At 70.5% G+C, this 21615-nt stretch carries 24 protein-coding genes and 2 pseudogenes; 8 read left to right on the top strand and 18 right to left on the bottom strand.

Translation table 11 applies throughout. The features are described 5' to 3' along the window. The 5 genes from AB0D93_RS22945 to AB0D93_RS22925 all read right to left on the bottom strand — a co-directional run. Window positions 1-1733: tetratricopeptide repeat protein (locus AB0D93_RS22945; RefSeq protein WP_362122087.1), on the bottom strand; the 1733-nt coding region annotated here is incomplete at its 3' end. 62 nt (window positions 1734-1795) lie between these two features. Beyond that, window positions 1796-2098 (bottom strand): hypothetical protein, encoded by a 303-nt coding sequence (locus AB0D93_RS22940; RefSeq protein ID WP_362122085.1) that lies wholly within the window; start codon window positions 2096-2098, stop codon window positions 1796-1798. A gap of 115 nt (window positions 2099-2213) precedes the next feature. Beyond that, on the bottom strand, window positions 2214-3059 hold the full coding sequence (locus AB0D93_RS22935; RefSeq protein ID WP_362122083.1) for a fused MFS/spermidine synthase: 846 nt from the start codon (window positions 3057-3059) through the stop codon (window positions 2214-2216). Between the two features lie 28 nt (window positions 3060-3087). After that, complete coding sequence (tuf, locus tag AB0D93_RS22930) at window positions 3088-4260, bottom strand: elongation factor Tu (protein ID WP_362122081.1); 1173 nt, start codon at window positions 4258-4260, stop codon at window positions 3088-3090. Between the two features lie 270 nt (window positions 4261-4530). Further along, window positions 4531-5253 carry a DNA alkylation repair protein gene (locus AB0D93_RS22925; RefSeq protein WP_362122079.1) on the bottom strand — a complete coding sequence of 241 codons (723 nt, stop codon included), beginning with the start codon at window positions 5251-5253 and terminating at the stop codon, window positions 4531-4533. Window positions 5254-5302: 49 nt separating this feature from the next. Between AB0D93_RS22925 and AB0D93_RS22920 the strand changes: the two genes are divergently transcribed. Next, window positions 5303-6076 carry a TVP38/TMEM64 family protein gene (locus AB0D93_RS22920; protein ID WP_362122077.1) on the top strand — a complete coding sequence of 258 codons (774 nt, stop codon included), beginning with the start codon at window positions 5303-5305 and terminating at the stop codon, window positions 6074-6076. A gap of 82 nt (window positions 6077-6158) precedes the next feature. Here the strand turns inward: AB0D93_RS22920 and AB0D93_RS22915 are convergent, their stop codons facing one another. Beyond that, complete coding sequence (locus AB0D93_RS22915; RefSeq protein ID WP_362122075.1) at window positions 6159-7337, bottom strand: thiolase family protein; 1179 nt, start codon at window positions 7335-7337, stop codon at window positions 6159-6161. 136 nt (window positions 7338-7473) lie between these two features. Between AB0D93_RS22915 and AB0D93_RS22910 the strand changes: the two genes are divergently transcribed. Then, window positions 7474-7944, top strand: a complete 471-nt coding sequence (locus AB0D93_RS22910) for a helix-turn-helix domain-containing protein (protein WP_362122073.1) — start codon at window positions 7474-7476, stop codon at window positions 7942-7944. A gap of 64 nt (window positions 7945-8008) precedes the next feature. Here the strand turns inward: AB0D93_RS22910 and AB0D93_RS22905 are convergent, their stop codons facing one another. The 3 genes and pseudogenes from AB0D93_RS22905 to AB0D93_RS22895 all read right to left on the bottom strand — a co-directional run. Then, complete coding sequence (locus tag AB0D93_RS22905; protein WP_362122345.1) at window positions 8009-8629, bottom strand: cupin; 621 nt, start codon at window positions 8627-8629, stop codon at window positions 8009-8011. Beyond that, on the bottom strand, window positions 8572-8736 hold the full coding sequence (locus AB0D93_RS22900) for an MYXO-CTERM sorting domain-containing protein (protein ID WP_362122071.1): 165 nt from the start codon (window positions 8734-8736) through the stop codon (window positions 8572-8574). The genes AB0D93_RS22905 and AB0D93_RS22900 overlap by 58 nt, the downstream gene beginning before the upstream one ends. Further along, window positions 8737-9045: pseudogene (locus AB0D93_RS22895) on the bottom strand (DUF6807 family protein); the annotation flags it as partial. It lies immediately after the preceding gene. Between the two features lie 421 nt (window positions 9046-9466). Here AB0D93_RS22895 and AB0D93_RS22890 point away from each other — a divergent pair. Next, window positions 9467-9646, top strand: coding sequence for a hypothetical protein (locus tag AB0D93_RS22890; protein ID WP_362122069.1), 180 nt, complete (start codon window positions 9467-9469; stop codon window positions 9644-9646). A 41-nt stretch (window positions 9647-9687) separates the two neighbouring features. Here AB0D93_RS22890 and AB0D93_RS22885 read toward each other — a convergent pair whose 3' ends face one another. Further along, window positions 9688-10191 (bottom strand): DUF4291 domain-containing protein, encoded by a 504-nt coding sequence (locus AB0D93_RS22885; RefSeq protein WP_362122067.1) that lies wholly within the window; start codon window positions 10189-10191, stop codon window positions 9688-9690. 252 nt (window positions 10192-10443) lie between these two features. On the opposite strand from AB0D93_RS22885, the gene AB0D93_RS22880 reads away from it, so the two are divergent. Together AB0D93_RS22880 and AB0D93_RS22875 are read left to right on the top strand one after the other, a co-directional pair. Next, window positions 10444-11037, top strand: coding sequence for a DUF4291 domain-containing protein (locus AB0D93_RS22880; protein WP_362122065.1), 594 nt, complete (start codon window positions 10444-10446; stop codon window positions 11035-11037). Between the two features lie 119 nt (window positions 11038-11156). Next, window positions 11157-11609, top strand: a complete 453-nt coding sequence (locus AB0D93_RS22875; RefSeq protein ID WP_362122063.1) for a hypothetical protein — start codon at window positions 11157-11159, stop codon at window positions 11607-11609. Between the two features lie 66 nt (window positions 11610-11675). Here the strand turns inward: AB0D93_RS22875 and AB0D93_RS22870 are convergent, their stop codons facing one another. Together AB0D93_RS22870 and AB0D93_RS22865 are read right to left on the bottom strand one after the other, a co-directional pair. Continuing rightward, window positions 11676-12041 (bottom strand): hypothetical protein, encoded by a 366-nt coding sequence (locus AB0D93_RS22870; RefSeq protein ID WP_362122061.1) that lies wholly within the window; start codon window positions 12039-12041, stop codon window positions 11676-11678. Between the two features lie 94 nt (window positions 12042-12135). Next, window positions 12136-12777, bottom strand: a complete 642-nt coding sequence (locus AB0D93_RS22865) for a hypothetical protein (protein WP_362122059.1) — start codon at window positions 12775-12777, stop codon at window positions 12136-12138. Window positions 12778-13190: 413 nt separating this feature from the next. On the opposite strand from AB0D93_RS22865, the gene AB0D93_RS22860 reads away from it, so the two are divergent. Next, window positions 13191-13814, top strand: coding sequence for a hypothetical protein (locus AB0D93_RS22860; RefSeq protein ID WP_362122057.1), 624 nt, complete (start codon window positions 13191-13193; stop codon window positions 13812-13814). A 457-nt stretch (window positions 13815-14271) separates the two neighbouring features. On the opposite strand, the gene AB0D93_RS22855 is transcribed toward AB0D93_RS22860, so the two are convergent. The 4 genes from AB0D93_RS22855 to AB0D93_RS22840 form a co-directional block, all read right to left on the bottom strand. Beyond that, window positions 14272-15150: a hypothetical protein gene (locus AB0D93_RS22855; protein ID WP_362122055.1), complete on the bottom strand. Its 879-nt coding sequence runs from the start codon at window positions 15148-15150 to the stop codon at window positions 14272-14274. Then, on the bottom strand, window positions 15147-16466 hold the full coding sequence (locus AB0D93_RS22850) for a hypothetical protein (protein WP_362122053.1): 1320 nt from the start codon (window positions 16464-16466) through the stop codon (window positions 15147-15149). Before AB0D93_RS22850 ends, AB0D93_RS22855 begins: the two co-directional genes overlap by 4 nt. Further along, window positions 16463-16816, bottom strand: a complete 354-nt coding sequence (locus tag AB0D93_RS22845) for a hypothetical protein (protein ID WP_362122051.1) — start codon at window positions 16814-16816, stop codon at window positions 16463-16465. Before AB0D93_RS22845 ends, AB0D93_RS22850 begins: the two co-directional genes overlap by 4 nt. Before the next feature lie 236 nt (window positions 16817-17052). After that, a complete protein-coding gene (locus tag AB0D93_RS22840) occupies window positions 17053-17235 on the bottom strand; it encodes a DUF4291 family protein (protein ID WP_362122049.1) in 183 nt (60 codons plus the stop codon). A gap of 109 nt (window positions 17236-17344) precedes the next feature. On the opposite strand from AB0D93_RS22840, the gene AB0D93_RS22835 reads away from it, so the two are divergent. Both AB0D93_RS22835 and lnt read left to right on the top strand, forming a co-directional pair. Next, window positions 17345-17821: a nuclear transport factor 2 family protein gene (locus AB0D93_RS22835; RefSeq protein ID WP_362122047.1), complete on the top strand. Its 477-nt coding sequence runs from the start codon at window positions 17345-17347 to the stop codon at window positions 17819-17821. Window positions 17822-17966: 145 nt separating this feature from the next. Beyond that, a complete protein-coding gene (lnt, locus tag AB0D93_RS22830; RefSeq protein WP_362122045.1) occupies window positions 17967-19541 on the top strand; it encodes an apolipoprotein N-acyltransferase in 1575 nt (524 codons plus the stop codon). Here the strand turns inward: lnt and AB0D93_RS22825 are convergent. Together AB0D93_RS22825 and AB0D93_RS22820 are read right to left on the bottom strand one after the other, a co-directional pair. Continuing rightward, window positions 19459-20370 (bottom strand): Gfo/Idh/MocA family oxidoreductase, encoded by a 912-nt coding sequence (locus AB0D93_RS22825; protein ID WP_362122043.1) that lies wholly within the window; start codon window positions 20368-20370, stop codon window positions 19459-19461. The two genes, lnt and AB0D93_RS22825, sit on opposite strands and share 83 nt — an antisense overlap. Continuing rightward, a pseudogene (locus AB0D93_RS22820) lies at window positions 20367-21558 on the bottom strand (FAD-dependent monooxygenase). The gene AB0D93_RS22825 and the pseudogene AB0D93_RS22820 overlap by 4 nt, the downstream one beginning before the upstream one ends. Window positions 21559-21615: the final 57 nt, after the last annotated feature.

Below are 21615 nucleotides of genomic sequence, written 5' to 3'. Positions count from 1 at the left end.
AACGGCACGGCCTCGGCGTGCCGGCCCAGGTCGCTGTACGTGCTCGCGAGGTTGCCCAGTCTGTTGGCGGTGTCCGGGTGCTCGGGGCCGAGGACCCTCTCCGCGATCTGCAGTGCCCGTTCCTCCAGTGGCAGGGCCTCTGCGTGCCGGCCCAGGTCGCTGTACGTGGTCGCCAGGTTGCCCAGCCGGATCGCGGTGTCCGGGTGCTCGGGGCCGAGGACCCTCTCCGCGATCTGCAGTGCCCGTTCCTCCAGTGGCAGGGCCTCTGCGGGCCGGCCCAGGTCGCTGTACGTCCTGGCGAGGTTGCCCAGACGGACGGCGGTGGAGGGGTGCTCGGGACCCAGCGCGGACTCAGTGATCCGCAGGGCCCGCTCCACCAACGGCAGGGCTTCCTGTGCCTGGCCCCGGGCCCACAGGTAGTGCGCGGCTTGCCCTATCAGGTCAGCCAGTTCACGGCCCGGCGATGTGGCGTGATGGTGTGCGCTGACGGCTCGGATGTGTGGCCACAGCTCTTGCCATCGCGGCCAGGTGTTCACCTCTTCCGGGCTGCCTGGAGGCATCGCTGCACGGAGCAGGCCCACGGTGGCGTCGCTTGGATGAGGTGCGATGACGGGCTGCCGGCGTAGGAGTCGTCGTATGCGTCCAGGCTGCGCAGGCGGTACGGGCGCCGGCGTGTCGATGCGCACCACGGCCTGCACAAGGCGGTGAACGGTGACCGTGCCGTCGGTGAGGGTGATCATGCTGAAGGCGGCGAGGGTGCCCAGGGCGTGGTCGACGGCTTGAGGTGTGAGGAAGGGGGATACCAGGACGCGGCGGGGCAGGGGATCGGGGGCGCAGTACGCCAGGACCCGGAGGAGTTCCACCACCTTGGGCTCACGGGTGCGCAAGGTGTCGAGGGTGACGCTCCACAGTTGGGCGATCGTGCGTTGCTGGGGATCGCCGGGGGCAGCAGCGGCCAGAACACCGGCCGGATCGGCACGTAGCCGCGCAAGATAGCTTTCCGCGCCAATGCGGGTTTGAGCCAGATAGGCGCCCGCCTGTTGCAGGGCCAGGGGCAGATGGCCCAGTTCCTCAGCAAGCTCGGCAAGGCCTGCAGTGCAGTCGTGGGCGTGGCGTCCGGTGATCTCCTGAAGGACCCTCACAGATGCCTCAGGGGCCAGGATGTCCAGGCGCAGTGCGGTGCCGAGGTCGCGCCAGGGCAAGTCGCGGCGCGTGGTCACGAGTGTCTGTCCGGTGGTCAGACAGCCGAGGTAGGGCTGGAGGTCGGCGGGTTCTTCTGCGTTGTCGAAGACCAGTAGCCATCCGGTACGGCATTGAAGCCACGCCACGGCCCAAGCAGCGGCCTCGTCGAGCGGCAGTGCGGCATACACCGGGTTGAGCGCCGTGGCCAGGGAGGCCAGCCCAGTGGTGACAGTGGAGGGGTCCGAGGCCTCGATCCACCACACCGGTCCGCACCCGGCGGCGAGTTTCGCGTGCGCGTGGTGCAGGACCAGGGTGCTCTTTCCGACTCCGCCCATGCCGCGCACGGTCTGCGTGACGATGCCCGTTCCTGTCGTGGGCACGTCCCGCAGGCTGGCCAGTGCACTGTCACGCCCCTCGAAGACACGGCTGTCCGGCGCCGGCAGATTGTTCAGCCGCGATATCGCCTCGTCCGGAACGGCCGCCGCGAGAGCCCCGGGCGGCAGCACGAGGTTGCGCTGTTCGATCCGCGTCCGATCACCGGTGGCGATCACTCCGGAGTTGTGGCCCGCGGTTGCGGAACGACCGCCTGGGGCGGGTGGTGTGGGTGCCTCGGTCATCGCTGGACGTTGCCGTTGTCCCCCGTGATGATGATCCCGGAATTGTCCTGTGCGACCACCGCACGCTCACCGGAGATCGTCGGCGCACCCACAGGCGGAGCAACGGGCGACGCCGAGGAACCGATCAGGGACGATGCCCAGGCCCCCAGCACGCCGGCGATCACCGCGCCGGCACCCGCGCCGGTCCCGATCCGCGTCGCCTGATCCCAAGGCAACAACAGATCACCCAGCAGCACGCAGAGGCCGAACACGGCCAAGGATCCTGCAATGACCAGTAACCAACGTGCCGTGCGGCTCATCTGACGCCCCCTCACCCTGAATGAGGCCTCCATCTTGCCACCGGGGCGCACGATGCCGCCTCAGTCGAGACGGACAGGGACCCGGCTTTACAGGTCGCCGCTTCCCGCGGCCAGGTCAGCCGATACCGAACGCCCCATCAGGAGGCTCGGGTGACGGCACCGCGTCGCCGTCCTCCACCGGGCGCGCGGAACCCGTGAACTCCCGCACCGCCGAACCGTGTTCGACCCGCGCCGGGAAGGCGTCCGCCGCGGTACGGCGGGCCAGCGCCGCTGTGTCGAGCGGCCGGTGCGAGGCGACGAGCACCGCGTTCCCGAACCGCCGTCCGCGCAGCACCGCCGGCTCGGCGATCAAGGCCAGCTCCTCGAAGAGGGCGGCGAACGTGGCCAGTTGGGAGCGCAGGAACCCGAACGGCGACGCGTCCGCCAGGTTGGCCAGGTAGACCCCGCCGGGCCGCAGCACCCGCTCGGCCTCGCGGGCGTAGGCGAGCGTGGTCAGGTGCGCCGGCACCCGGGACCCGCCGAAGACGTCGGCGATCAGCACATCGGCGTGATCGTCCGGGGCCGCCGCCAGCCAGGCCCGGGCATCGGCGGCGTGCACCGCGATGCCCGAGCCCTCCGGCAGCGGCAGGTACTCGGCGACCAGCTCCAGCAGCCCCCGGTCGGCCTCGACGACCTCCTGCCGGGAACCGGGCCGGGTGGCCGCGACGTACCGGGGCAGGGTCAGCGCGCCTCCTCCGAGGTGCAGGACGTCCAGCGGCCGCCCGGTCCCGGCCACGAGATCCAGCACGTGGCCGAGCCGCCGCGCGTACTCGAACTCCAGATACGCCGGCTCGTCGAGATCGACGTACGACTGCGGCGCCCCGTCGACGGTGAGCAGCCAGGCCCGCGCCCGGTCGACGTCGGGCATGAGCTTGGCGGTGCCGGTGTCGACGGTCCGGGTCACCGGTATGGATTCGTTCACTCATCCATTGTGGGTGACGGCGCCCACCTCACCCCACAGCGGACACCGTGCCCGCACCGACGGTCCGCCCGCCCTCGCGGATGGCGAACCCGAGCCCCGGCTCCAAGGGAACCTCCCGCCCCAGCTCGACGCTCATCTCCACGGTCTCGCCGGGCCGGGCCACGCCCGCCGGGCCGAGGTCGACGTCGCCCACCACGTCCGCCGTGCGGATGTAGAACTGCGGCCGGTACCCGGTCGCGACCGGCGTCGTACGGCCGCCCTCGCGTCCCGCGAGCAGATACACCCGCGCCGAGAACCGCCTGGCCGGCACCACGCTGCCCGGAGCCGCCACGACATGGCCCCGCCGTACGGCGTCCCGTGGAACGCCCCGCAGCAGCACCGCCACGTTGTCCCCGGCCTGTGCCTCCTCCATCGGCTTGCCGAAGGTCTCCAGGCCGGTGACGACGGTCTCGATGCCGGCGCCCAGCACCGCCACCCGGTCCCCCAGGCGGAGCGTGCCGCGCTCCAGGGCACCGGTGACGACCGTGCCCCGGCCGGTGATGGTGAGCACGTTCTCCACCGGCAGCAGGAACGGCGCGTCCACGTACCGCTCCGGCATCGGCACGTACGTGTCCACCGCGTCGAGCAGCGCCTCGACGGACGCCGTCCAGCGCGGGTCGCCCGCCAGCGCCCCGAGCCCCGAGACCCGTACGACCGGTACGGAGTCGCCCGGATAGCCCTGGGCCGTGAGCAGGTCGCGGACCTCCAGCTCGACGAGGTCGATGAGCTCCTCGTCGTCCGTGCCGTCGGCCTTGTTGAGCGCGACGACGATGTGGTCGACGCCCACCTGCCGGGCGAGCAGCACGTGTTCGGCGGTCTGCGGCATGATCCCGTCGAGCGCGGAGACGACGAGGATCGCCCCGTCGAGCTGCGCGGCGCCGGTGACCATGTTCTTGACGTAGTCGGCGTGGCCCGGCATGTCCACGTGGGCGTAGTGCCGGGTGTCGGTCTCGTACTCGACGTGCGCGATGTTGATGGTGATGCCTCGCGCGGCCTCCTCCGGGGCCCGGTCGATGCGGTCGAAGGGCACGAAGGAGCCGGTGCCGCGCTCGGCGAGGACCTTGGTGATGGCGGCGGTCAGGGTGGTCTTGCCGTGGTCGACATGACCCATGGTGCCGATGTTCAGGTGCGGCTTGGTGCGCACGTAGGCCGTTTTGGACATGGCTGTACCTCGAAGCCTCTCAGCCGTGAAGGGAGAATCGGGACCCCGGGAACCGGCCGACCCTCCCCCTGCGGGGTCCGCCGGACGTTCCGGAGAGGGTCAGCTTCGGGCGCCGTCGACAGCGGCCACGAGGACGGGGAAGGCAGCCTTCGGCGCATCCGCGACTGCGGATGCTGCGAGGACGAAGGCGTACCGGAACATGCGGTCGATCATCGCCGAGCGGGCGTCCGGCGTCGAACGATTTTTCCTGCCGACCGGGTTGGGGGCCGCTCAGGCGCCGATGTTCTTCAGCGCCTCGCGGACGCTCAGCGGGGCGAACCGGCCCCGCTCCCGCGCCAGGAAGGCCCGTACGGCGTGTGGGTCGGTCTTGGCGTACTCGCGCAGGGCCCAGCCGATCGCCTTGCGGACGAAGAAGTCGGGGTGCCCGGACTGGAGCAGGCAGTATGTGAACAGCCGCTCGCTGTCGGTGTGTTCCTTGCGGGACAGCTGGTGGAGCAGGGCCGTGCGCACCAGCCACAGGTCGCCGTCGGTGATCCAGGCGTCCATGTCGGCGGTGAGCGCGGGGTCGGCGGCGACCAGGCGTCCGACCACGTGCGCGGCGAGCAGGTCGACGGTGTCCCACCAGGGGACGGTCGTGATGAGGTGCCGGGTCACGGGCAGAAGGCCGGAGGAGCACCGTCCCGCGTGCCGGCGCAGGTAGTCCACGGCGAAGTAGTGGTACTCGCGCTCGGGCAGTGCCCAGCAGCGCAGCGCGATCGCGGTGCAGTCGGTCTCGTCGGGGCGCGGGGTGCCCGCGAGGACGGTACGGGACAGGGCACGGCGGGCCGGGGTGGGGATGCCGAGGAAGGGCGCCACGTCCTTCATGTAGGCCCGCATCGGGCCGGCCCGCTCGGGGTCGGCGGCGGCCGCGTACACGGCCGTCACCCGTTCCAGCACGGTGTCGGCGAGAGCACTGCGTGGCACGTCCGTGGGGGCCGCACCTGTGACGGTCATGAGACGAACCATACGGCGATCACACACGTTCGTCGGTTAGTGTCACCGGATGCTCGATGCCACCACCCGCTCTGGGGGCACCGCCACGGCCTCTCCCCGGGCCGCCGCCACGGAGCTCGCCGTACCCGCGTCACCCCTGCCCCGCGGCGGGTTCACCGGCCGTTGCGCGCGGGCGCTGGTGTCTCCCTACGCGCGGCTGTCGCTGCTGCTCGCCCTGCTCGCGGGTGCCGCCGCGTGCGTGCTGCTGTTCGAGCCGCAGCGGCTGCTGACCCACGGGTGGCCGCCACAGCTCGGCGGCGCCGCCGCGGCTGTGGTGTTCGCCGGGGCGTACGGGGTGTGCACGGTGGCGTTCGTGCCGCGGCCGCTGCTCAACCTGGCGGCGGGCGCGCTGTTCGGTTCACAGTTGGGGCTGGCCACGTCGCTGGTGGGCACGGTGCTCGGGGCGGCCGTGGCGTTCGGGCTCGGCCGGGTGCTCGGGCAGGACGCGCTGCGCCCGCTGCTGCGGGGCCGCTGGCTGAGGGCGGCCGACGGGCAGCTGAGCCGGCACGGGTTCCGGTCCATGCTGGCGGCCCGGCTCTTTCCGGGGGTGCCGTTCTGGGCGGCGAACTACTGCGCGGCCGTGTCCCGCATGCGCTGGTTGCCGTTTCTGCTGGCCACGGCCGTCGGGTCGGTCCCGAACACCGCCGCGTACGCGGTCGCCGGCGCCCGGGCCGCGGCGCCGACGTCCCCCGCCTTCCTGATCGCGATGGCCGGTATCGCCGTGCCGGCGTTGCTGGGCGCGGTGGTGGCCTGGCGCAAGCGCCACCATCTGCGGTCGCGGTAGGGCACCCCCTGGACCAGGGGCACGGGGAACTGGGCGACCAGCCGCAGCGGCGCCGCAGCCGCCCGACGGCACAGCGCGGGACTCACACCCGCTCGACGGCCTCCAGCACCATGGCGTTGGCCAGTCCGCCCGCCTCGCACATGGTCTGCAGGCCGAAGCGAGCGCCGCGCTCCCGCATCGCGTGGACCAGGGTGGTGGTCAGCCGGGTGCCGCTGGCGCCGAGCGGGTGGCCGAGGGCGATGGCGCCGCCGTGCACGTTGACCTTGGCCGGGTCGGCGCCGGTCTCCTGCTGCCAGGCCAGCACCACGCTGGAGAAGGCCTCGTTGACCTCGAAGAGGTCGATGTCGGCCATGCTCAGGCCCGCTTTGCGGAGCACCTTCTCGGTGGCCGGGACGACACCGGTGAGCATCAGCAGCGGGTCGGAGCCGGTGACCGCGAAGCTGTGCAGGCGGGCGAGCGGGCGCAGGCCGAGGCGGGCCGCGGTCTCGCCGGAGGTGATCAGGACGGCGGAGGCGCCGTCGTTGACGGGGCTCGCGTTGCCCGCGGTGACGTTCCACTCGATCTGCGGGAAGCGCTCGGCGAAGCCGGGGTCGTAGTAGGCGGGCTTGAGGCCGGCGAGGATCTCCAGTGTGCTGCCGGGCCGTACGCACTCGTCGCGGGCGACGCCGTCCAGCGGCGCGACCTCGGCGTCGAAGAGGCCGGCCTGCCACGCGGCGGCGGCCTTCCGGTGGGAGGCGACGGCGAACTCGTCCATCTGGGCACGCGTGAGGGACCACTTGGCGCTGATCAGTTCCGCGCTGATGCCCTGCGGGACCAGGCCCTCGGGGTAGCGCTCGGCGACGCCGGGCCCGAACGGGTCCTTGTCCGCGGGCACGTTGGACCACATGGGCACCCGGCTCATCGACTCCACACCGCAGGCGATCACGAGGTCGTACGCGCCGGACATGACGCCCTGGGCGGCGAAGTGCACGGCCTGCTGGGAGGAGCCGCACTGCCGGTCCACCGTGGTCGCCGGGACGGTCTCGGGGAAGCCCGCGGAGAGGACGGCGTAGCGGGTGGTGTTCATGGCCTGCTCGCCGACCTGGTCGACGGTGCCACCGATGACGTCGTCGACCAGGGCGGGGTCGACGCCGGAGCGCTCGACCAGGGTGCGCAGGGTGTGGGCGAGCAGCTGAACGGGGTGGACGTGGGCGAGGGAGCCGTTCGGCTTGCCCTTGCCGATCGGGGTGCGTACGGCTTCGACGATCACTGCGTCGCGCATGGCGGGGCCTCCTTGGCCGCCTGGCTGTCCGCAGCGGGCCGGGCGGCGGGCTACGGCAGCTACTGGTGAGTAGGAAATCCGAACTCACCATAGCTCGATGGGTTGGAAAATCAAACCCTCCTCTAGACTGGCTTCCATGGCCGCCAGCAAAGACCCGCGCCCCTGCTCCATCGCCGACGCCCTCGCGCTCGTCGGCGAGAAGTACTCCCTGCTCGTCCTCCGCGAGGTGATCCTGGGCAACGGCCGCTTCGACCAGCTCGTCCGCAACATCGGCGCTCCGCGCGACATCCTGGCCACCCGGCTGCGCCGGCTCGTGGACGCCGGGATCCTCACCAAGCGCGTCTACAGCGAGCGCCCCCAGCGCTTCGAGTACCGGGCCACACAGGCCGGCCTGGAGCTGGAGCCGGTCCTGATGACGCTCAAGGAGTGGGGCGACCGGCACATCCGAAAGGGCGCCGACCTGCCCATGGCCGTCGAGCACGGCTGTGGCAACGAACTGGTTCCGGTCGTGACCTGCCGCGCCTGCGGCGGAGAGGTGCGGCACGAGGACCTCACGGCTCACCCGCAGGCGCCGGGATGGACGATCACGGGGCCGACGGCGGCGTGATCGCCCCGAAAGGGGCGCGAGGACCTGGGCGACCAGCCGCAACCGAGCCGCAGCCGCCGACGGCCTACCGCGGCACTCGCAGCGGCGTACCGTACACATCCAGCCGCCCGCACATCCCGAACCGCCCCTCCTCCAAGGGCCGCTCCGCCCGTACGACGGCCTCGGCGAGGTGCGCCGCGTCCCCCTCCGCCAGCCGGTCCAGATGCCGGCGGGTGGCCTCGGCCGCCGCGAGCGCGCCCTGCCGCCACCGCTCCCTCCACTCGGCGATGCGGGGCCGTACCAGCGCGGCGGCGGCCCGGTGGAATGCGGCCAGCGCCTCCGGCCCGCGAGCGGCCCGCAGGGCCCGGTAGCCCTCCAGCGCCAGGTCCCGCCGAGCGCGAGCGAACCGCTCCCGCTCGGCCTCCGGCGCGTCGGCCGGGATCGTGGTCGCGGCGGCGTACGTCTCCGGGTCGGCCAGGTACTCGGGCGGCAGCGTGAGCACCGCGTCCCCGGCCTCGGGCAGCCCGCTGTTCTGCATGAGGACGGTGATGCGCAGATCGCCCCCGTTGACCGGGCGGTGGACGGTACCCGGCGTGAACCAGGCGACGGTGCCGGGCGCGAGCGGCGTGACCTGGTGTCCCGACGCGGTCAGCGTCTGCACCGCGCCCCGGCCGCCGGTGACGACGTACGCCTCCGAACAGGCCAGGTGCCCATGGGGAGTCCCGCCCCGGGCGCCGTCGGCGGCGGGCCAGTCGTACACGCACAGCCGGGACACGGCGACCCCGCCCGGCAGCCCGGTGAACTCCTCGGCACTCACCAGGCGTGCGCCTCCAGGTACCTTGCGACGTCCGCCCGCTGCCAGGCGCCGTCCGTCACGACGACCCGGTAGCGGCGGCGGAGCGTGTCGCCGGGAGCGAGTTCCAGTTCCTCGAAGAAGGACCAGGAGGGGGCGACGGCGGCGAAGGGCTCGTTGCGGACGAACCAGTGGGCGGGGTGGGTTCCACCCGTGCCCGCGTGGTCGTTCTCGGGGGCGTGCGCGAAGACGAGGGTGACGTGGCCGTCGGTGCCGTCGTGCTCGCCGCAGTACGCGAGCCACGGCGCCTGCGCGCCCATCAGCGCGGGCAGATGGGAGCCCCGCCCGATGGCGCCGGTGCCGATGACCGCGGCTCGGATGCGCCGGCCGGTGAAGGGTGACGTGGAGCGGGCCATGGGCGTGTTCAGCACTCCTCCGGTACGAGGGGCGCGGACCAATGGCACGGCAAGCGCTTTCTCGCCGCGCTGCAACGTAAGGCCGTCACCGGCATCGGTCAACACCGTCGACGACCCGGGCCCGCCGACCCCGTTTTCCGCGATCCGCCCCTGCCCCCGTTCCACCACCGCCGCTTCGGACATCTCGCGCGCCCTAGCCGGACCGGCCCGGTGGCCCTGCGCGGCCGCTCACGGGTCGGCCGAGGACGCGGCCGCCGTAGGCGGTGACCAACTCCATACGTTCTGTGTAGCCGTGCGGTAGCGCAGTGTCAGTGCTTACCCCTAGGCTGTCGGCATGTCCCCCGATTCCCTGCCCTCTGGTTTCGCACGGTCTGCCGCCGAGGTGAACGAGCAGATCCGGGCCCTGTGGCTGCGTGCGGGCGGCACCCTGTCGGCCCAGGAGCGCACGGAGTACGAGCTGTTGGTGGTCGAGTGGGCCGAGGCGATCCGCGACGAGATCATCGAGGCGGCCTGACGCGGCCGGCGGCCTGGTGCCGCCAGCCTGGTGCCGTCGGCCTAGGCAAGCAGGTGCGTGAGCGCCCCGTCCGCCACCGGATACGGCCGCTCCACGGGCAACAGCCCGGTCGCCCGCTCCAGTTCACCGGCCCGCACCAGCCCGTGGACCTCGGTGGCCAGCGGGGACACGTCCTCGATCCCCACGATCCACTCGTCTGCGTACCGGGCCGCCGCCTCCCCGGAGAGGCCGAGCTGCGACGACCGCTGGGCCAGCGGCCGGTGGTGCAGATCGCGCTCGGGGTCCCACTGCACACGGGCCGGGGACCGACGCAACTGCCGTTTCCAGGACGTCTGGTCCTCGTGCAGGTCCGGGGCGTAGTGCGACAGACACGCGTTGCGCAGGGCCCACTCGAAGCCGGCGCGTTCGATCTCGATGGCGAGGACGGTCTCCTGGCCCTCCTTGGTGCCCCAGCCGCAGCGGTACATCATCCACAGGAAGGAGGGCTTGATCCATGTCAAGCCTCGCCCATAGACCCTTTGCCGGACCGGGTGTGTGACGCCCATCGGCAGTCAGATGCGATTTGGCTGCACGTGGACGTGGCAACGAAGGGGGTCGCAGCAAGGACTCCGCGATCGTCGGCTTTCTGACGTCCGCGCCTCGTGTGCGGCATGGCCGGGATGTCGCACCATGTCCCGGACGCTCCTTGGCTCGCACGGGCAACTACCTGCCGCCTGCGGCCCGGCGTGCTCCGTTGGATCGAGCAACGGGTCGAAAACCGGTGGTCACCTGAGCTGACCGAGCCCACGCTGTACGCCATGGAAGAACCGCTCCGCAGGATCCGCGCGCTCCACACGGCATCCACGATTACCGTCTACCAGGCGTACTCCCCTGAGATCGGACTGCCCGCCATCCGAGACGGCCGTTTTCCCGCCGCGTGGAAGCGTGGCCGCATGACGTGGATCAAACCCAGTTTCATGTGGATGATGTACCGCTCCGGCTGGGGCATGAAGGAGGATCAGGAGACCGTCCTCGCCGTCGAGATCACTCGCGACGGCTTCGACTGGGCGCTGCGCCATGCCTGCCTGTCGAGTTACGTTCGCGGACTGCATCCCGATCGCGACACCTGGCAGCGTGACCTCAAGCGCGCACCGGCCCGTGCCCAGTGGGACCCCGAACGCGATCTGCACCTGCGTCCCCTGCCACACCGCTCGCTGCAACTGGGGCTCTCGGGTCAGGCATCGTCGCGTTACGCGGACGAGTGGATCGTGTCCATCAGCGACGTGACCCCGCTCGCCAACAAGATCCACGCACTCGTCAGGGACGGCGAACTGGACTCAGCCACCCGACTGCTCCCCCAGGAGCAGGGATACCCCGCCAGTGCAGAACTCCTGGCCCACCTGCGTCCCTGACCGGCAAGCCGGGGCACAACCGCCGGCATCACCCACGGGTCACATGCCGGACGGAGCGGCGGCGTTCTGATCTCTCCGCGGACTCCCGAGTGGTTGTCCTGGCTGGCAGGATGGTCAACATGGAGATCATTCCAGGACAAGGCGTGGCTCTCGTCAGAATCGGCGATCCGCGCTCACAGGTCGAGGAGCGCGTCGGGTCTCCGTATCACGGCCCAGGCGGACAGCGCGCCGTCTACCCCACCTCACCCACGCTGGTGATCACCTACGCGGCTGACGAGACGGTCGAACTCGTGGAGATCGGCTACAGCGGCGAAGGCGGCGATACCGAAGCGCACTACGACGGGGTTCAGCTGACCTATCGCTTTCTGGATGACGTCGTCGCAGACCTCCACGCCCTGGGGCACTCGAGCACGCCCTCAGACATCGGCCACGACTTCCACGCCGGCTTCTCCGTGTGGTCCATGCACTCGTTGTGGGCGCGTGACCTCGACCCGGAGGCGGGCGAGGACGACGAACGTGCGGTCTCCGAAGGAGTCTCGGTGGCGCCGTACACCTACTTCACCGAAGGATAGGGCGAGGCAGGAAAGTGGCGGGTCTACCCGGGGAGCGAAAGCACTCCGATGCCACCCCTCCGCGGCTCAGCCGGTGTGCCGGTCCGTGGAGAGTAGCCACTGCCAGCGTTGACGTTCCGTGACAAGGGTGGCGGCCACGAGGAGAGACACGAGGACTGCCGCATAGATGGGCCATGCCAACCATGCGGCGATCGCGGCAGCAGCGAGCTGGAGCAGCACAAGCAGGATCGTGACCATACCCGAGACAGGGATGATCACCTGTGCCTTGTCTCCCGGAGTGGAGAAGACGGTCGGGAGGCCGATCAGTACCACCACCGCCAAGACGGCAAGCAGCCATGAGTATGTGGACAGGACCCAGGGAGTGGCCACCCAGGCGACGAGTTCCACAGCGAAGCGCAGGACGGATGCGATGCGGTCGTCCGGTCTCTCCAAGTTCGCCCCCACAAGCCGCGTCCACCACCAGCAGAGGATCTTACGGCCACGGATGGGACTATGAGCGCGCCTTGGTGATCCCGTCAAGCCGCGCTCACAAACCATGGTTGGCGCCTCGAGTCCACAGGGACAGATCGCTGCTCGTCGCTACGGCAAGAGTCTGCCCGGACGGCGAGAATCCAGCGGCACGGAGCTCGGAGTAGTTGGAGTGGAAGATGTGCCACCAGCGCTCCCCGTGCGGTCCGGAGTGCGGCAAACCGCCGTCGCGAGAGAGCAGGACACGTTCGTTCGGCCAGGCCGGGGCAACGACCTCCAGCTTCCAACCGTCTCCGCTGGTGGTGTGCAGTCCTCCTCCGAAAAGCCCGGTGACGCGCACCCTGCATCCGGCGACCGGTCCCAATCCAGGACACTGCAGAGCGGGGTCCGCGTCGGGGCTGCTGTCCTCGGGGTCCGCGTCACGATCCCGCGCGATCTTCTCTCCCGTGACGGCGTCGAAGAGACCATGACCGTCGGTCGATACGACCATCACCAAGTCCTGGCCGGTGCCGGGGTGCGAGGCGAAGCCGATCCCGAGCAGTCCGCCGACCGGGGCGTACGCGATGCGCCGCCAGGGCTCGGGCACCGGTACTACTGGGGCCGCAAGGAGTCTTTGCCGCATCGCCTGCTGGTAGGGGGAAAGCTCCGACTCAGGACCTGGCTGCTCGACCGGAGGTTCGTTCTTCGTCCACTTCGTCACGCAGCCATGATCCATACTTCAGCGATTTCACCCAACGCAGTTCCAACAGCCAAGTAGTAGACCAAGGCGGGTCGGCACCCGGGCAGGTCCGAGCACCAGGCGGTGCATCCCAATCAGGGAGGGCCGCAGCACCCACGGATGCGGGGAGACGCGCGGGGTCGGTGAACTCCACGAGTGCGGGATCGACCAGCCGACCATCTTGTGCCACTTCCTGCCTGAACCGGGCTGGGAGCCCGTCGGACGGCTCTTCGAGGCACCGCGGCCTTACAGGGTCCTGACCCTGAAGAGAGCCGGCGCGGCCATCCGTCCCTTGATGGCTCTGGGACTACCCTACAGACACGGCCCGCCAGGGTTGCTGACCTGTCGGCAAACTCGGGTGCCTGTACATGCCGGCGCTGTTACGGTGCCGCCTCGTGAGTACAGACATCCATGGCGGCATCGAGTTTCGTCACCCCGGCGTCGGCACCGACTACTACGACGGGGAGCCGTGGGTAGCCGCCATGGATCTTTGGCCGCTGTACGACCAGACCGACTACGAGGCCTTCGGCTGCCTCTTCGGAGTGCGCAACTACGCGGGCTTCCAACCTCTCGCACCAGACCGCGGCCTGCCCGTCGATCTGTCGAGCGGAATGCGTTCGCAGTTGGGGACCTGGGTTGAGGCGGGCGGCCTGCACAGCGCGAGCTGGGTCAGTTGGGAAGAGATCGCCTCAATGGATCTCGCGACCGTGCCTGACCAGTTCATCGGCCAGCTGACCTGGCGCACGAAATCGCTGCCGTCGACGCTGCACCAACAACTCGTTTCCGCTTCCTGGCCACCGGAGACTCTGGCCGCGGTAGGCGTGCCGCCCGAGAATCTGCTCGGCGCGACGGAACCCGTGGATTGGACCACCGACGAAGTGAGGTGCACGTACGAACCTCTGACCGTCGGCGCTGTCCTGGGCCCTGAAACGCACTGGCCGCATGTCTTCGCCGTGATGAAGGCTCTGGCCGGCCGCTTCGGTGAAGACGGCGTCCGCTTGGTCGTGGCGTTTGACTGAGCCGACCTTCTCCAGCGGGCCGCTGGGAGCATGGACGAGGTCTGTGAACGTGGCCTGGTGACCCAGGTCAAGTCGTGCTCACAGACCTCAGGCTGATGCGGCAGAGCGTGATTCGCCGAGGTCGACCCTGTACATACGGACATGCGCACAATCAGGGAGCCCACCACACCCGCGGGCACAACAGGGAGGGAACCATGTGCTCCGCGCGCGAGGTTGTGCGGATGGGCGATGCCGAGCATCGCCTGGTGGACGCCTGAGGAGGGCCACCGGACGGGCCACATGTGCGGAATGTGCTCGTAAGAGGGTGACTCGTCCGGTAAGCCGTCCGCGCTGGGCGTGACGTTCCCCGCTCTACCACGCCCGCTTGGACGGTCGCCGGAAGAGCCGCCAGAAGTTGCAGATGCACGCGGACTGGGACAAACGTGCACACGCGAACGCTCGGACAGGTCGGCTCCTGTCACCAGGGCAGCGGGTCAGGGCGGCGATTCCACCACCAGCCGCGGTCCGAGGCCGCACCCTCCGTACGGGCCAGCTCCTTGTCGAGCAGACCGCCGGTGTCCTCGACTGTCAGCTCCACGAACAGAGCGTCCAGGGGCTCAAGCGCATTCTGCAGTTGCGCAGCCACATTCTCAGGGAGTTGACCGCGTACCTGCTCCAACTTGTCGCGTGCTTCGAGTCGCTGGCGGTAGAGGTCGGACGGATACCAGCCGGAGGGTGCCCAAGCTGCATCCATCTGCCGGACGAGTTTCTCCCAGGCCCCCAAGGAGCTTCGTGCCCGCCACAGCGGCGCTCCCGGCGTGCCGGCCTCCTCCGGGTACATGCGCTGCAGATGCGCTGCGAAGACGTCGCCGAGCGGGGTGGCGATCTTCGCTTCGCCGACCACTTCGGGGATACGGGCGACCGTGACATGCGGTAGCTGGCCGACGGGAGACTCAACCCTGTCGATCGTGTAGTGGGTCTCTTCGCCGTCGGACTCATACACCCGCGCTCGTGTGACGACCCCGTCTTCCGTGGCCAGCCAGTACGCGCTCGGCAGCATTTCCTCGGCAGGGAAGAGGACCGCGGTAGCTGCCGTGCGGGCGAGAGCGGAGGCCAGTTCACGCTCGGTGGGCTGCGGGTGCACCGCTTCCTGAACGTCAATGTCCAGGTAAGTGGACACGTCACCCTGGACAGTCGCCATCTCGCAGAACACCAAAGCGTCCCAGTTCCGCAACTCCTGGTCGGTGTCCTCATCGGCGACGTCCACTTCCTGCACCTGCACGTGCAGGCACTGCACGAGCGCCGCCGTGACGGTGTCGAGAGTGAGAGGCCTCAAAGTGAGGAGGTTGTACGTCATGGCGGATAGGTCCCGTTGTAGATGTCCAGGGCCTTCTGTACGGCCTGTGGGTTGTTTACAAAACGCGGGGCATGGGCCAACTGCGGTGCCGCACTGATGTCACCCTTGGCCTTGGAGATCTGCTGCAGGGCGGCGTACTCGTTCCGGTCGAGCTTAGCGATGCCCCTGCCGCTGTCGGGAAACACCCTGCCCGTGGACTCGACTCCATACGTGCGCCCGTTGACCTCGTAACGGGAAGTCTGATCATCCCAGGCGCCCCTACCGGCAGCGATGTCAGCGATGTCCTGATTGACCTGCTGCTCGTAGCCGCGGAGGATGACACTGTTCGCCTCGAGAATGTTCTTGCCGCTGTGCGCTGCGCCCGAGACCGTATGGCGAGCGTTCGGGGTCATCAAATCCTTGCCGGCCGCAGGCCCCTCAACGCCGTCGGCCACAGGCCATGGCCCTCGCCCCGGCGCGGTCCCTCCTGCTCCGGAGTCACCAACCCTCATCGCATAGCGGTCACCGGCCGCGAGGTCACCAGGGACTCCCGCGAGATCCCCCGGAATCCCTGCCAGGGCCATGCGGGGGCCAGCGAGGTTGGCATCGATGCTGTCGAAGAAGCTGCTGAGCCCTCCGGCGCGAGCAGCCCGGTAAGTCGCACCGGCCCCTCCCAGGAGGCCGCCGATGATGGCACCGTCCACGCCCGCGTCGTGGGCCTCGTCGATGTTGAGACCGCCCTTCTGCTCGCCGAGCGCGATGGACATGGGCTGGGTCACGGCGAGGTTCACGGCCACTGATTCGACGCCGGCGAACGCCGCGGTCGCCAAGGTCGTACTGGCGATGGCCGCGATCTCCTCCGACACCGCCACGCCGAGGCTGGCGGCAGCGTCCGCGATCCCGGCCGCCACAGCCACGGCGGCATCCTCGGAGAGGCTGAAGGTGACGACGGAGAGGACCCCACCGACCACGAGCGTGGCACCGGCTATCTCCAGCTCGTGCTCCAGCTTCTTCTTCACTCCGTGGATGAAGTCCGCGTACGAGTCCAGCGACTTGGCCATGTCGCGCGCCGCGTCGGCGAGGTCCTTCAGCCAGCCGCGTTTGTCGTAGTAGTAGCGACGCCAGAACGGGTCATCGAAGGCGGAGATGGCCTCGCCCTTGTTGTGCTCGATGATGGAGCGGGCCGCCTTGTTGGCACCGGAGGTGACATCGTCGACGTCATCGGCGAAGTCCCGCCACGTCTTCGCTGCATGCCGCAACCCGCCCTCGTCGGCCGCCGGCCACCACATGCCGGTCATGTCCTGGACGATCTTGCGGGCCTTGTCCGCGACGCTCACCGTCCGTCGCCCTTGGTGCCGTGGTCGACGTGGAGCCGGCTGAACATGCTGCGGATCAGCTCTTCGTTGTCGATGTGACCGTCCGCCATGTCGACCATGGCCTCACGAATGCTGGCCAGACCGTCGACCAGAATCTGGGTGGCATGCTCGATCTGCTTGACGTGCGGGCCGTACACCTTGTGGAACTTCTCGCCCGGCTCGTCATCGCCCCAGGGCGACCCGGCCGCCGCCAACCCGTCCTTCAACTTGGTCAGAGCATGTGCAAGAGCAACGCTCTCATGGTCGAAATGGGGCGCTGTCGCTTTGAGGTCGGCGATCTTGATGTCGAGTATCTTGCCGCTGTCACCCACGACTTGACGCTCCCCCCTCCGTTAGCTGCTCAGATGTTCGACCCTAGCTGTCGATCACTCCTTCACGACCGCATGATCACAAAAGGCAAGTAAAGGTGCTGTCCGCTGACCGTGAGCTCTCTCACCACGCATGGGCGTGACGCTGGTGAGTAAGCGCTGGCGGACCGCACTGAGCCTGCTCGCTGTAACTGGGCGCCGTCTGGTGGTTCGTGTCGTTCCTCGGCCCGGGAAAGAGGTTATGAGCGCGGCTTGATGACCCAGGTCATCCGGTCCCGTTTCCAGGACGGCGGAAAGCGACCGGTGCGGGCCGCCCGGCGGCCTATCTGCGGACGGTAGGCCTGGTAGACGGTGACCGTCGCGTCCGTGTACCGGGCCCGGACGCGAAACTTCGGCTCGGGCTCGATGGATTGATCGTTCATGGGAACAGTTCGGCGCTGCCCCGCATCCCGCACCACCGAATATCCCGCCGCGACCGAATGTCGCGGCGCGCCTCTTGGCTCCGCACCCGCCATGCCCAACACTGTGCCGATGACGCAGCGCACTGAGCTGGCTACCGTAATGGACCGGCTCGCCGTGGACGAGCTGATCACCGGGTACGCGGTGGCGGTGGACGACGGCGACTGGACGGCGTACCGAAGGCTGTTCACGACGGACGGGCGGGCCGACTACCGCTCGGCCGGCGGCATCGAGGGCGACGCCGGGCAGATCGCCGCATGGCTCGCCGAGAGCCTGGCGCTGTTCGACATGCGCCAGCACCTGATCGTCAACCGGCGGGTGCACTTCGGCCTCCTGGAGCACGACACCGGTGACACGGCCTCGGTGCGGGCCGACTACCTCAACCCGATGCGCTTCGCGGCCGACGGCACCCCCACGGTGCCGGATCTGGTCTGCGGCGGCCGGTACGGCTTCGCCCTGCTGCGCACACCGGAGGGCTGGCGCCTGCGAGGGGTGGTGGTGGAGGAGAAGTGGCGCAGCTTCCCTGCCAAGGCAGCCGCGACTCCGTAAGCAGCGGGCGGCACCGGCCAGGACGGAGCCGCAGACGCGGACGACGGTCACCGCCACGGCTCTCGCACGCGCCGCCGCCACGCCCCCTGCCAAAGATCGCCCCCGACGCGCACACTGGAAGTGAACGCTGGGTAGGGAGGGCCCCATGAGGACGATCGACCACTGGCTCACCTCCCCGTGGCGCCGCTCGGCCGTCGCCGCCGCCACCGGTGCCCTGCCCGTACTGGCATTCCCCACCCCCGCGCTGTGGTGGTTCGCCTACGTCGCCCTCGTCCCCTGGATCCTGCTGGCCCGCGCGGCGCCGACCGGGCGCCGCGCGGCCTACGACGGCTGGAGCGGCGGCTTCGGCTTCCTGGTGGCCGTGCACCATTGGCTGCTGCCGAGCCTGCACGTGTTCATCTTCCTGATCGCCGTCCTGCTCGGCGCGCTCTGGGCGCCCTGGGGCTGGCTGGTGCGCCGGTACCTCGGTGAGCAGCCGACGCCGGGCCGGGGTGCCGCCGCGCTGCTGGTGCTGCCGTCGGCGTGGCTGATGGTGGAACTGGTGCGGTCCTGGCAGGGACTCGGGGGACCGTGGGGCATGCTGGGCGCCAGCCAGTGGCAGGTGTCCCCGGCGCTGCGGCTGGCGTCGGTCGGCGGGGTGTGGCTGCTGAGCTTTCTGGTGGTGGCCGTCAATGTGGCGGTGGCCGTGCTGGTGTCGGTGCGCGAGTCGCGGGTGCCGGCCGTGGCCTCGCTGGTCGCCACGGCCGCGGCCACCACGGCCGCGTGGGCCTGGGCGCCGCGCCCGCAGGTCGACGGAGGGGTGCGGATCGCCGTCGTTCAGCCGGGGATCGTGGACGGGCGGGACAGCGGCGAGCAGCGGTTCGCGCGGGAGGAGCAACTGACGCGGCGGCTCGCCGGGCAGCACGTCGACCTGGTCGTGTGGGGCGAGTCCAGCGTCGGCTTCGATCTGGGCGACCGGCCCGACCTGACCCGGCGGATCGCCGCGCTGTCCCGCGCGACCGGTGCCGAGGTGCTGGTGAACGTGGACGCCCGCCGCTCCGACCGGCCCGGCATCTACAAGAGTTCGGTGCTGGTCGGCCCGGACGGCCTGACGGGCTACCGGTACGACAAGATGCGGCTGGTGCCGTTCGGCGAGTACATACCCGCCCGCTCGCTCCTCGGCTGGGCCACCTCGGTCGGCAAGGCCGCGGGCGAGGACCGCAGCCGCGGCACCGAGCAGGTCGTGATGGACGTCGGGCACGGGCTGCGGATCGGCCCGCTGATCTGCTTCGAGACCGCGTTTCCCGACATGAGCCGGCATCTGGCGGAGGACGGCACCGACGTCCTGGTCGGCCAGTCCTCCACCTCCACCTTCCAGGGCAGCTGGGCGCCGGAGCAGCACGCCTCGCTGGCCGCGCTGCGGGCCGCCGAGACCGGCCGCCCGATGGTGCACGCGACCCTGACCGGCGTCTCGGCCGTGTACGGGCCGGGCGGGCAGCGGCTCGGGCCGTGGCTCGGCACCGACGCGAGCGCCGCCCGGGTGTACGACGTACCGCTTGCGCACGGCGTCACGCCGTACGTCCGCTACGGCGACTGGCCGGTGCACGGTGCCCTGCTGGTGCTGGCCGCGTTGTGCGCGACCGAGGGGGTGCGGGCGCTCAGGCTGCGCCGGAGCGGTCCAGAACGGCTCGTACGACCCGCTCGCACAGCTCATGAGTCGCCAGCGCGTCCCGGGCGCTGAGCACCTTGCCGGCGCGCACGGCGTCGAGGAAGGCGAGGACCGCCTGCTCGATGCCGCGCTGCCGGGCCACCGGCACCCAGTCGCCGCGCCGGCGCACGGTCGGCTGGCCCTTGTGGTCGATCACCTCGGCGAGGTTGAGCACTTGACGCTTGGTGTCCTGTCCGGAGACCTCCAGGATCTCCTCCGTGGAGCCGCTGAGCCGGTTCATCACTCCGAGCGCGGTGAAGCCGTCCCCGCCGAGCTGGAGCACCACGTGGTGCAGCAGCCCGTTCTCGACGCGGGCGCGCACGGTGACGTCGTCGACCGGGCCGGGCGCGAGGAAGCGCAGGGTGTCGACGACGTGGACGAAGTCGTCCAGGATCATCGAGCGCGGTTCCTCGGGCAGCCCGACCCGGTTCTTCTGCATGAGGATCAGCTCGCGCGGGTGGTCCAGGCACAGCGCGTAGCCGGGAGCGTACCGGCGGTTGAAGCCGACGAAGAGGGACACCGCGCGTTCCTCGGCGAGGGCCACCAGCCGCTCCGACTCGGCGAGTTGGTAGGCGAGCGGCTTGTCGACGTAGGTCGGTACGCCCGCCTGGAGCAGCCGGGTGACGATCTCGGGGTGGACGTCGGTCGGCGCGTGCACGAAGGCCGCGTCGAGGCCCTCCGCGAGCAGGGAGTCCAGCGTGGTGTGCCGCCGGCCGGCCGGCAGGTGCAGGCTGTCCGCGACCCGGTCGAGGGTGGCGGGCGTGCGGGTCTGCAGATGGAGGTCGATCCCCGGCTGCGTGCCCAGCACCGGCAGATACGCCTTCTGCGCGATGTCCCCGAGTCCGATGCAGCCGACCTTCACGTGCTCTCCTTCTCCCGCTTGCCCGCGTGTGTCTCCTCGGCAGCATAAGGGGGACGCCAGTCGGCGATGCTGTCGAAGCCGCGCAGGAAGAGCGCGGGCCCGGCCTTCGACAGGGCCGCGACGGCGCCGTTGCGTACGGCGACGGCGACGGGGTTCGCTGCCATGTTGAGGCGGGCGGCCTTGACGGCCCGGCGGGCGATCGCGGTCGTGCGCGGAAGGCGGGCGGCGGTGTAGGCGGCCAGGTCACGGGCGTGGTGGGCGAGGACGATCGCGTCCTCGACGGCCTGGTTGCCGCCCTGCCCGAGGGTCGGCGGCATGGCGTGGGCGGCGTCGCCGAGCAGGGCGACCCGGCCGGAGTGGAGGGCGGGCAGGGGTGTGGCGATGTGGTGGACGTCGTGCCGCAGCACGTCCTCGGGGCGGGCGGCGGCCAGCACGGCGGGGATCGGATCGTGCCAGTCGCCGAAGAGGCGCAGGAGTTCGGCCCTCTCGTCGTCCGGCGCCCGCCCGCCGGCGGGTGTCATGGCCGCCGCGTAGGCGTACACACGGCCGTCTTGGAGCGGTTGCGTGCCCCAGATGCGGCCCCGGCCCCAGGTCTCGTGCGAGGCGAACTCCGCGCCGGGCACCGGGATCAGCACCCGCCAGGTGGTGAACCCCGCGTACACCGGTCCGGGGTGCCGCGGGAACAGGGCTGTGCGGACGCGGGAGTTGATGCCGTCCGCGCCGGTCACCAGGTCGGCCTCCAGTTCGTCGTCGCCGGTGCTCACCCGCGCGGGTCCGGGGCCGTCGCCGGGGTCGGCGAGGGTCGCGGCGGTCCCGGTGCGCACGGCACCGGGCGGGAGCAGCGCGGCCAGGCGGTCGACCAGGGTGGCGCGGGGCAGCAGCACGAGCGGGCCGCCGAAGCGGGCGGCGGCCGCCTCGGCGTCGGCCCGGGACAGCCAGCGGCCGCCCGCGGTGCGCAGGCCTCCGTCGCCCTGCCAGGCGGCGAGGTCGCGGATCTCGTCGCCGATCCCGAGCACGTCCAGGGCATCGCAGGGCGTTCGGGGCGAGGGAGATGGCCGCGCCGACCGGCTCCAGGGAGCGGGCCCGCTCCAGCACGGTCACGTCCCAGTCCCTGCGGTGCAGGGCCGCCGCCGCGGCCAGTCCTCCGATTCCGCCGCCGATGACGATCGCACGCGCCGACCGGGCCATGACTCCTCCTGGGTCCCCATGAAACTACACCTGTAGTGAGCGCGACTCTACTACAGC

Source organism: Streptomyces sp. NPDC048191, assembly GCF_040652655.1.
Classification (GTDB): domain Bacteria; phylum Actinomycetota; class Actinomycetes; order Streptomycetales; family Streptomycetaceae; genus Streptomyces.
Note: the sequence above shows the minus strand (reverse complement) of the source record. Positions and strands in the feature narration are given on the sequence as shown.

Bases quoted from the DNA above. Each gene is read 5' to 3' on its own strand.
- tuf (WP_362122081.1), bottom strand. From the start codon at position 4,260: ATGTCCAAAACGGCCTACGTGCGCACCAAGCCGCACCTGAACATCGGC.
- AB0D93_RS22885 (WP_362122067.1), bottom strand. From the start codon at position 10,191: ATGGGCGTCACACACCCGGTCCGGCAAAGGGTCTATGGGCGAGGCTTG.
- AB0D93_RS22875 (WP_362122063.1), top strand. From the start codon at position 11,157: ATGGAGATCATTCCAGGACAAGGCGTGGCTCTCGTCAGAATCGGCGAT.
- AB0D93_RS22910 (WP_362122073.1), top strand. From the start codon at position 7,474: ATGGCCGCCAGCAAAGACCCGCGCCCCTGCTCCATCGCCGACGCCCTC.
- AB0D93_RS22840 (WP_362122049.1), bottom strand. From the start codon at position 17,235: ATGAACGATCAATCCATCGAGCCCGAGCCGAAGTTTCGCGTCCGGGCC.
- AB0D93_RS22915 (WP_362122075.1), bottom strand. From the start codon at position 7,337: ATGCGCGACGCAGTGATCGTCGAAGCCGTACGCACCCCGATCGGCAAG.
- AB0D93_RS22920 (WP_362122077.1), top strand. From the start codon at position 5,303: ATGCTCGATGCCACCACCCGCTCTGGGGGCACCGCCACGGCCTCTCCC.
- AB0D93_RS22940 (WP_362122085.1), bottom strand. From the start codon at position 2,098: ATGAGCCGCACGGCACGTTGGTTACTGGTCATTGCAGGATCCTTGGCC.
- AB0D93_RS22835 (WP_362122047.1), top strand. From the start codon at position 17,345: ATGACGCAGCGCACTGAGCTGGCTACCGTAATGGACCGGCTCGCCGTG.
- AB0D93_RS22890 (WP_362122069.1), top strand. From the start codon at position 9,467: ATGTCCCCCGATTCCCTGCCCTCTGGTTTCGCACGGTCTGCCGCCGAG.
- AB0D93_RS22880 (WP_362122065.1), top strand. From the start codon at position 10,444: ATGGAAGAACCGCTCCGCAGGATCCGCGCGCTCCACACGGCATCCACG.
- lnt (WP_362122045.1), top strand. From the start codon at position 17,967: ATGAGGACGATCGACCACTGGCTCACCTCCCCGTGGCGCCGCTCGGCC.
- AB0D93_RS22855 (WP_362122055.1), bottom strand. From the start codon at position 15,150: ATGACGTACAACCTCCTCACTTTGAGGCCTCTCACTCTCGACACCGTC.
- AB0D93_RS22925 (WP_362122079.1), bottom strand. From the start codon at position 5,253: ATGACCGTCACAGGTGCGGCCCCCACGGACGTGCCACGCAGTGCTCTC.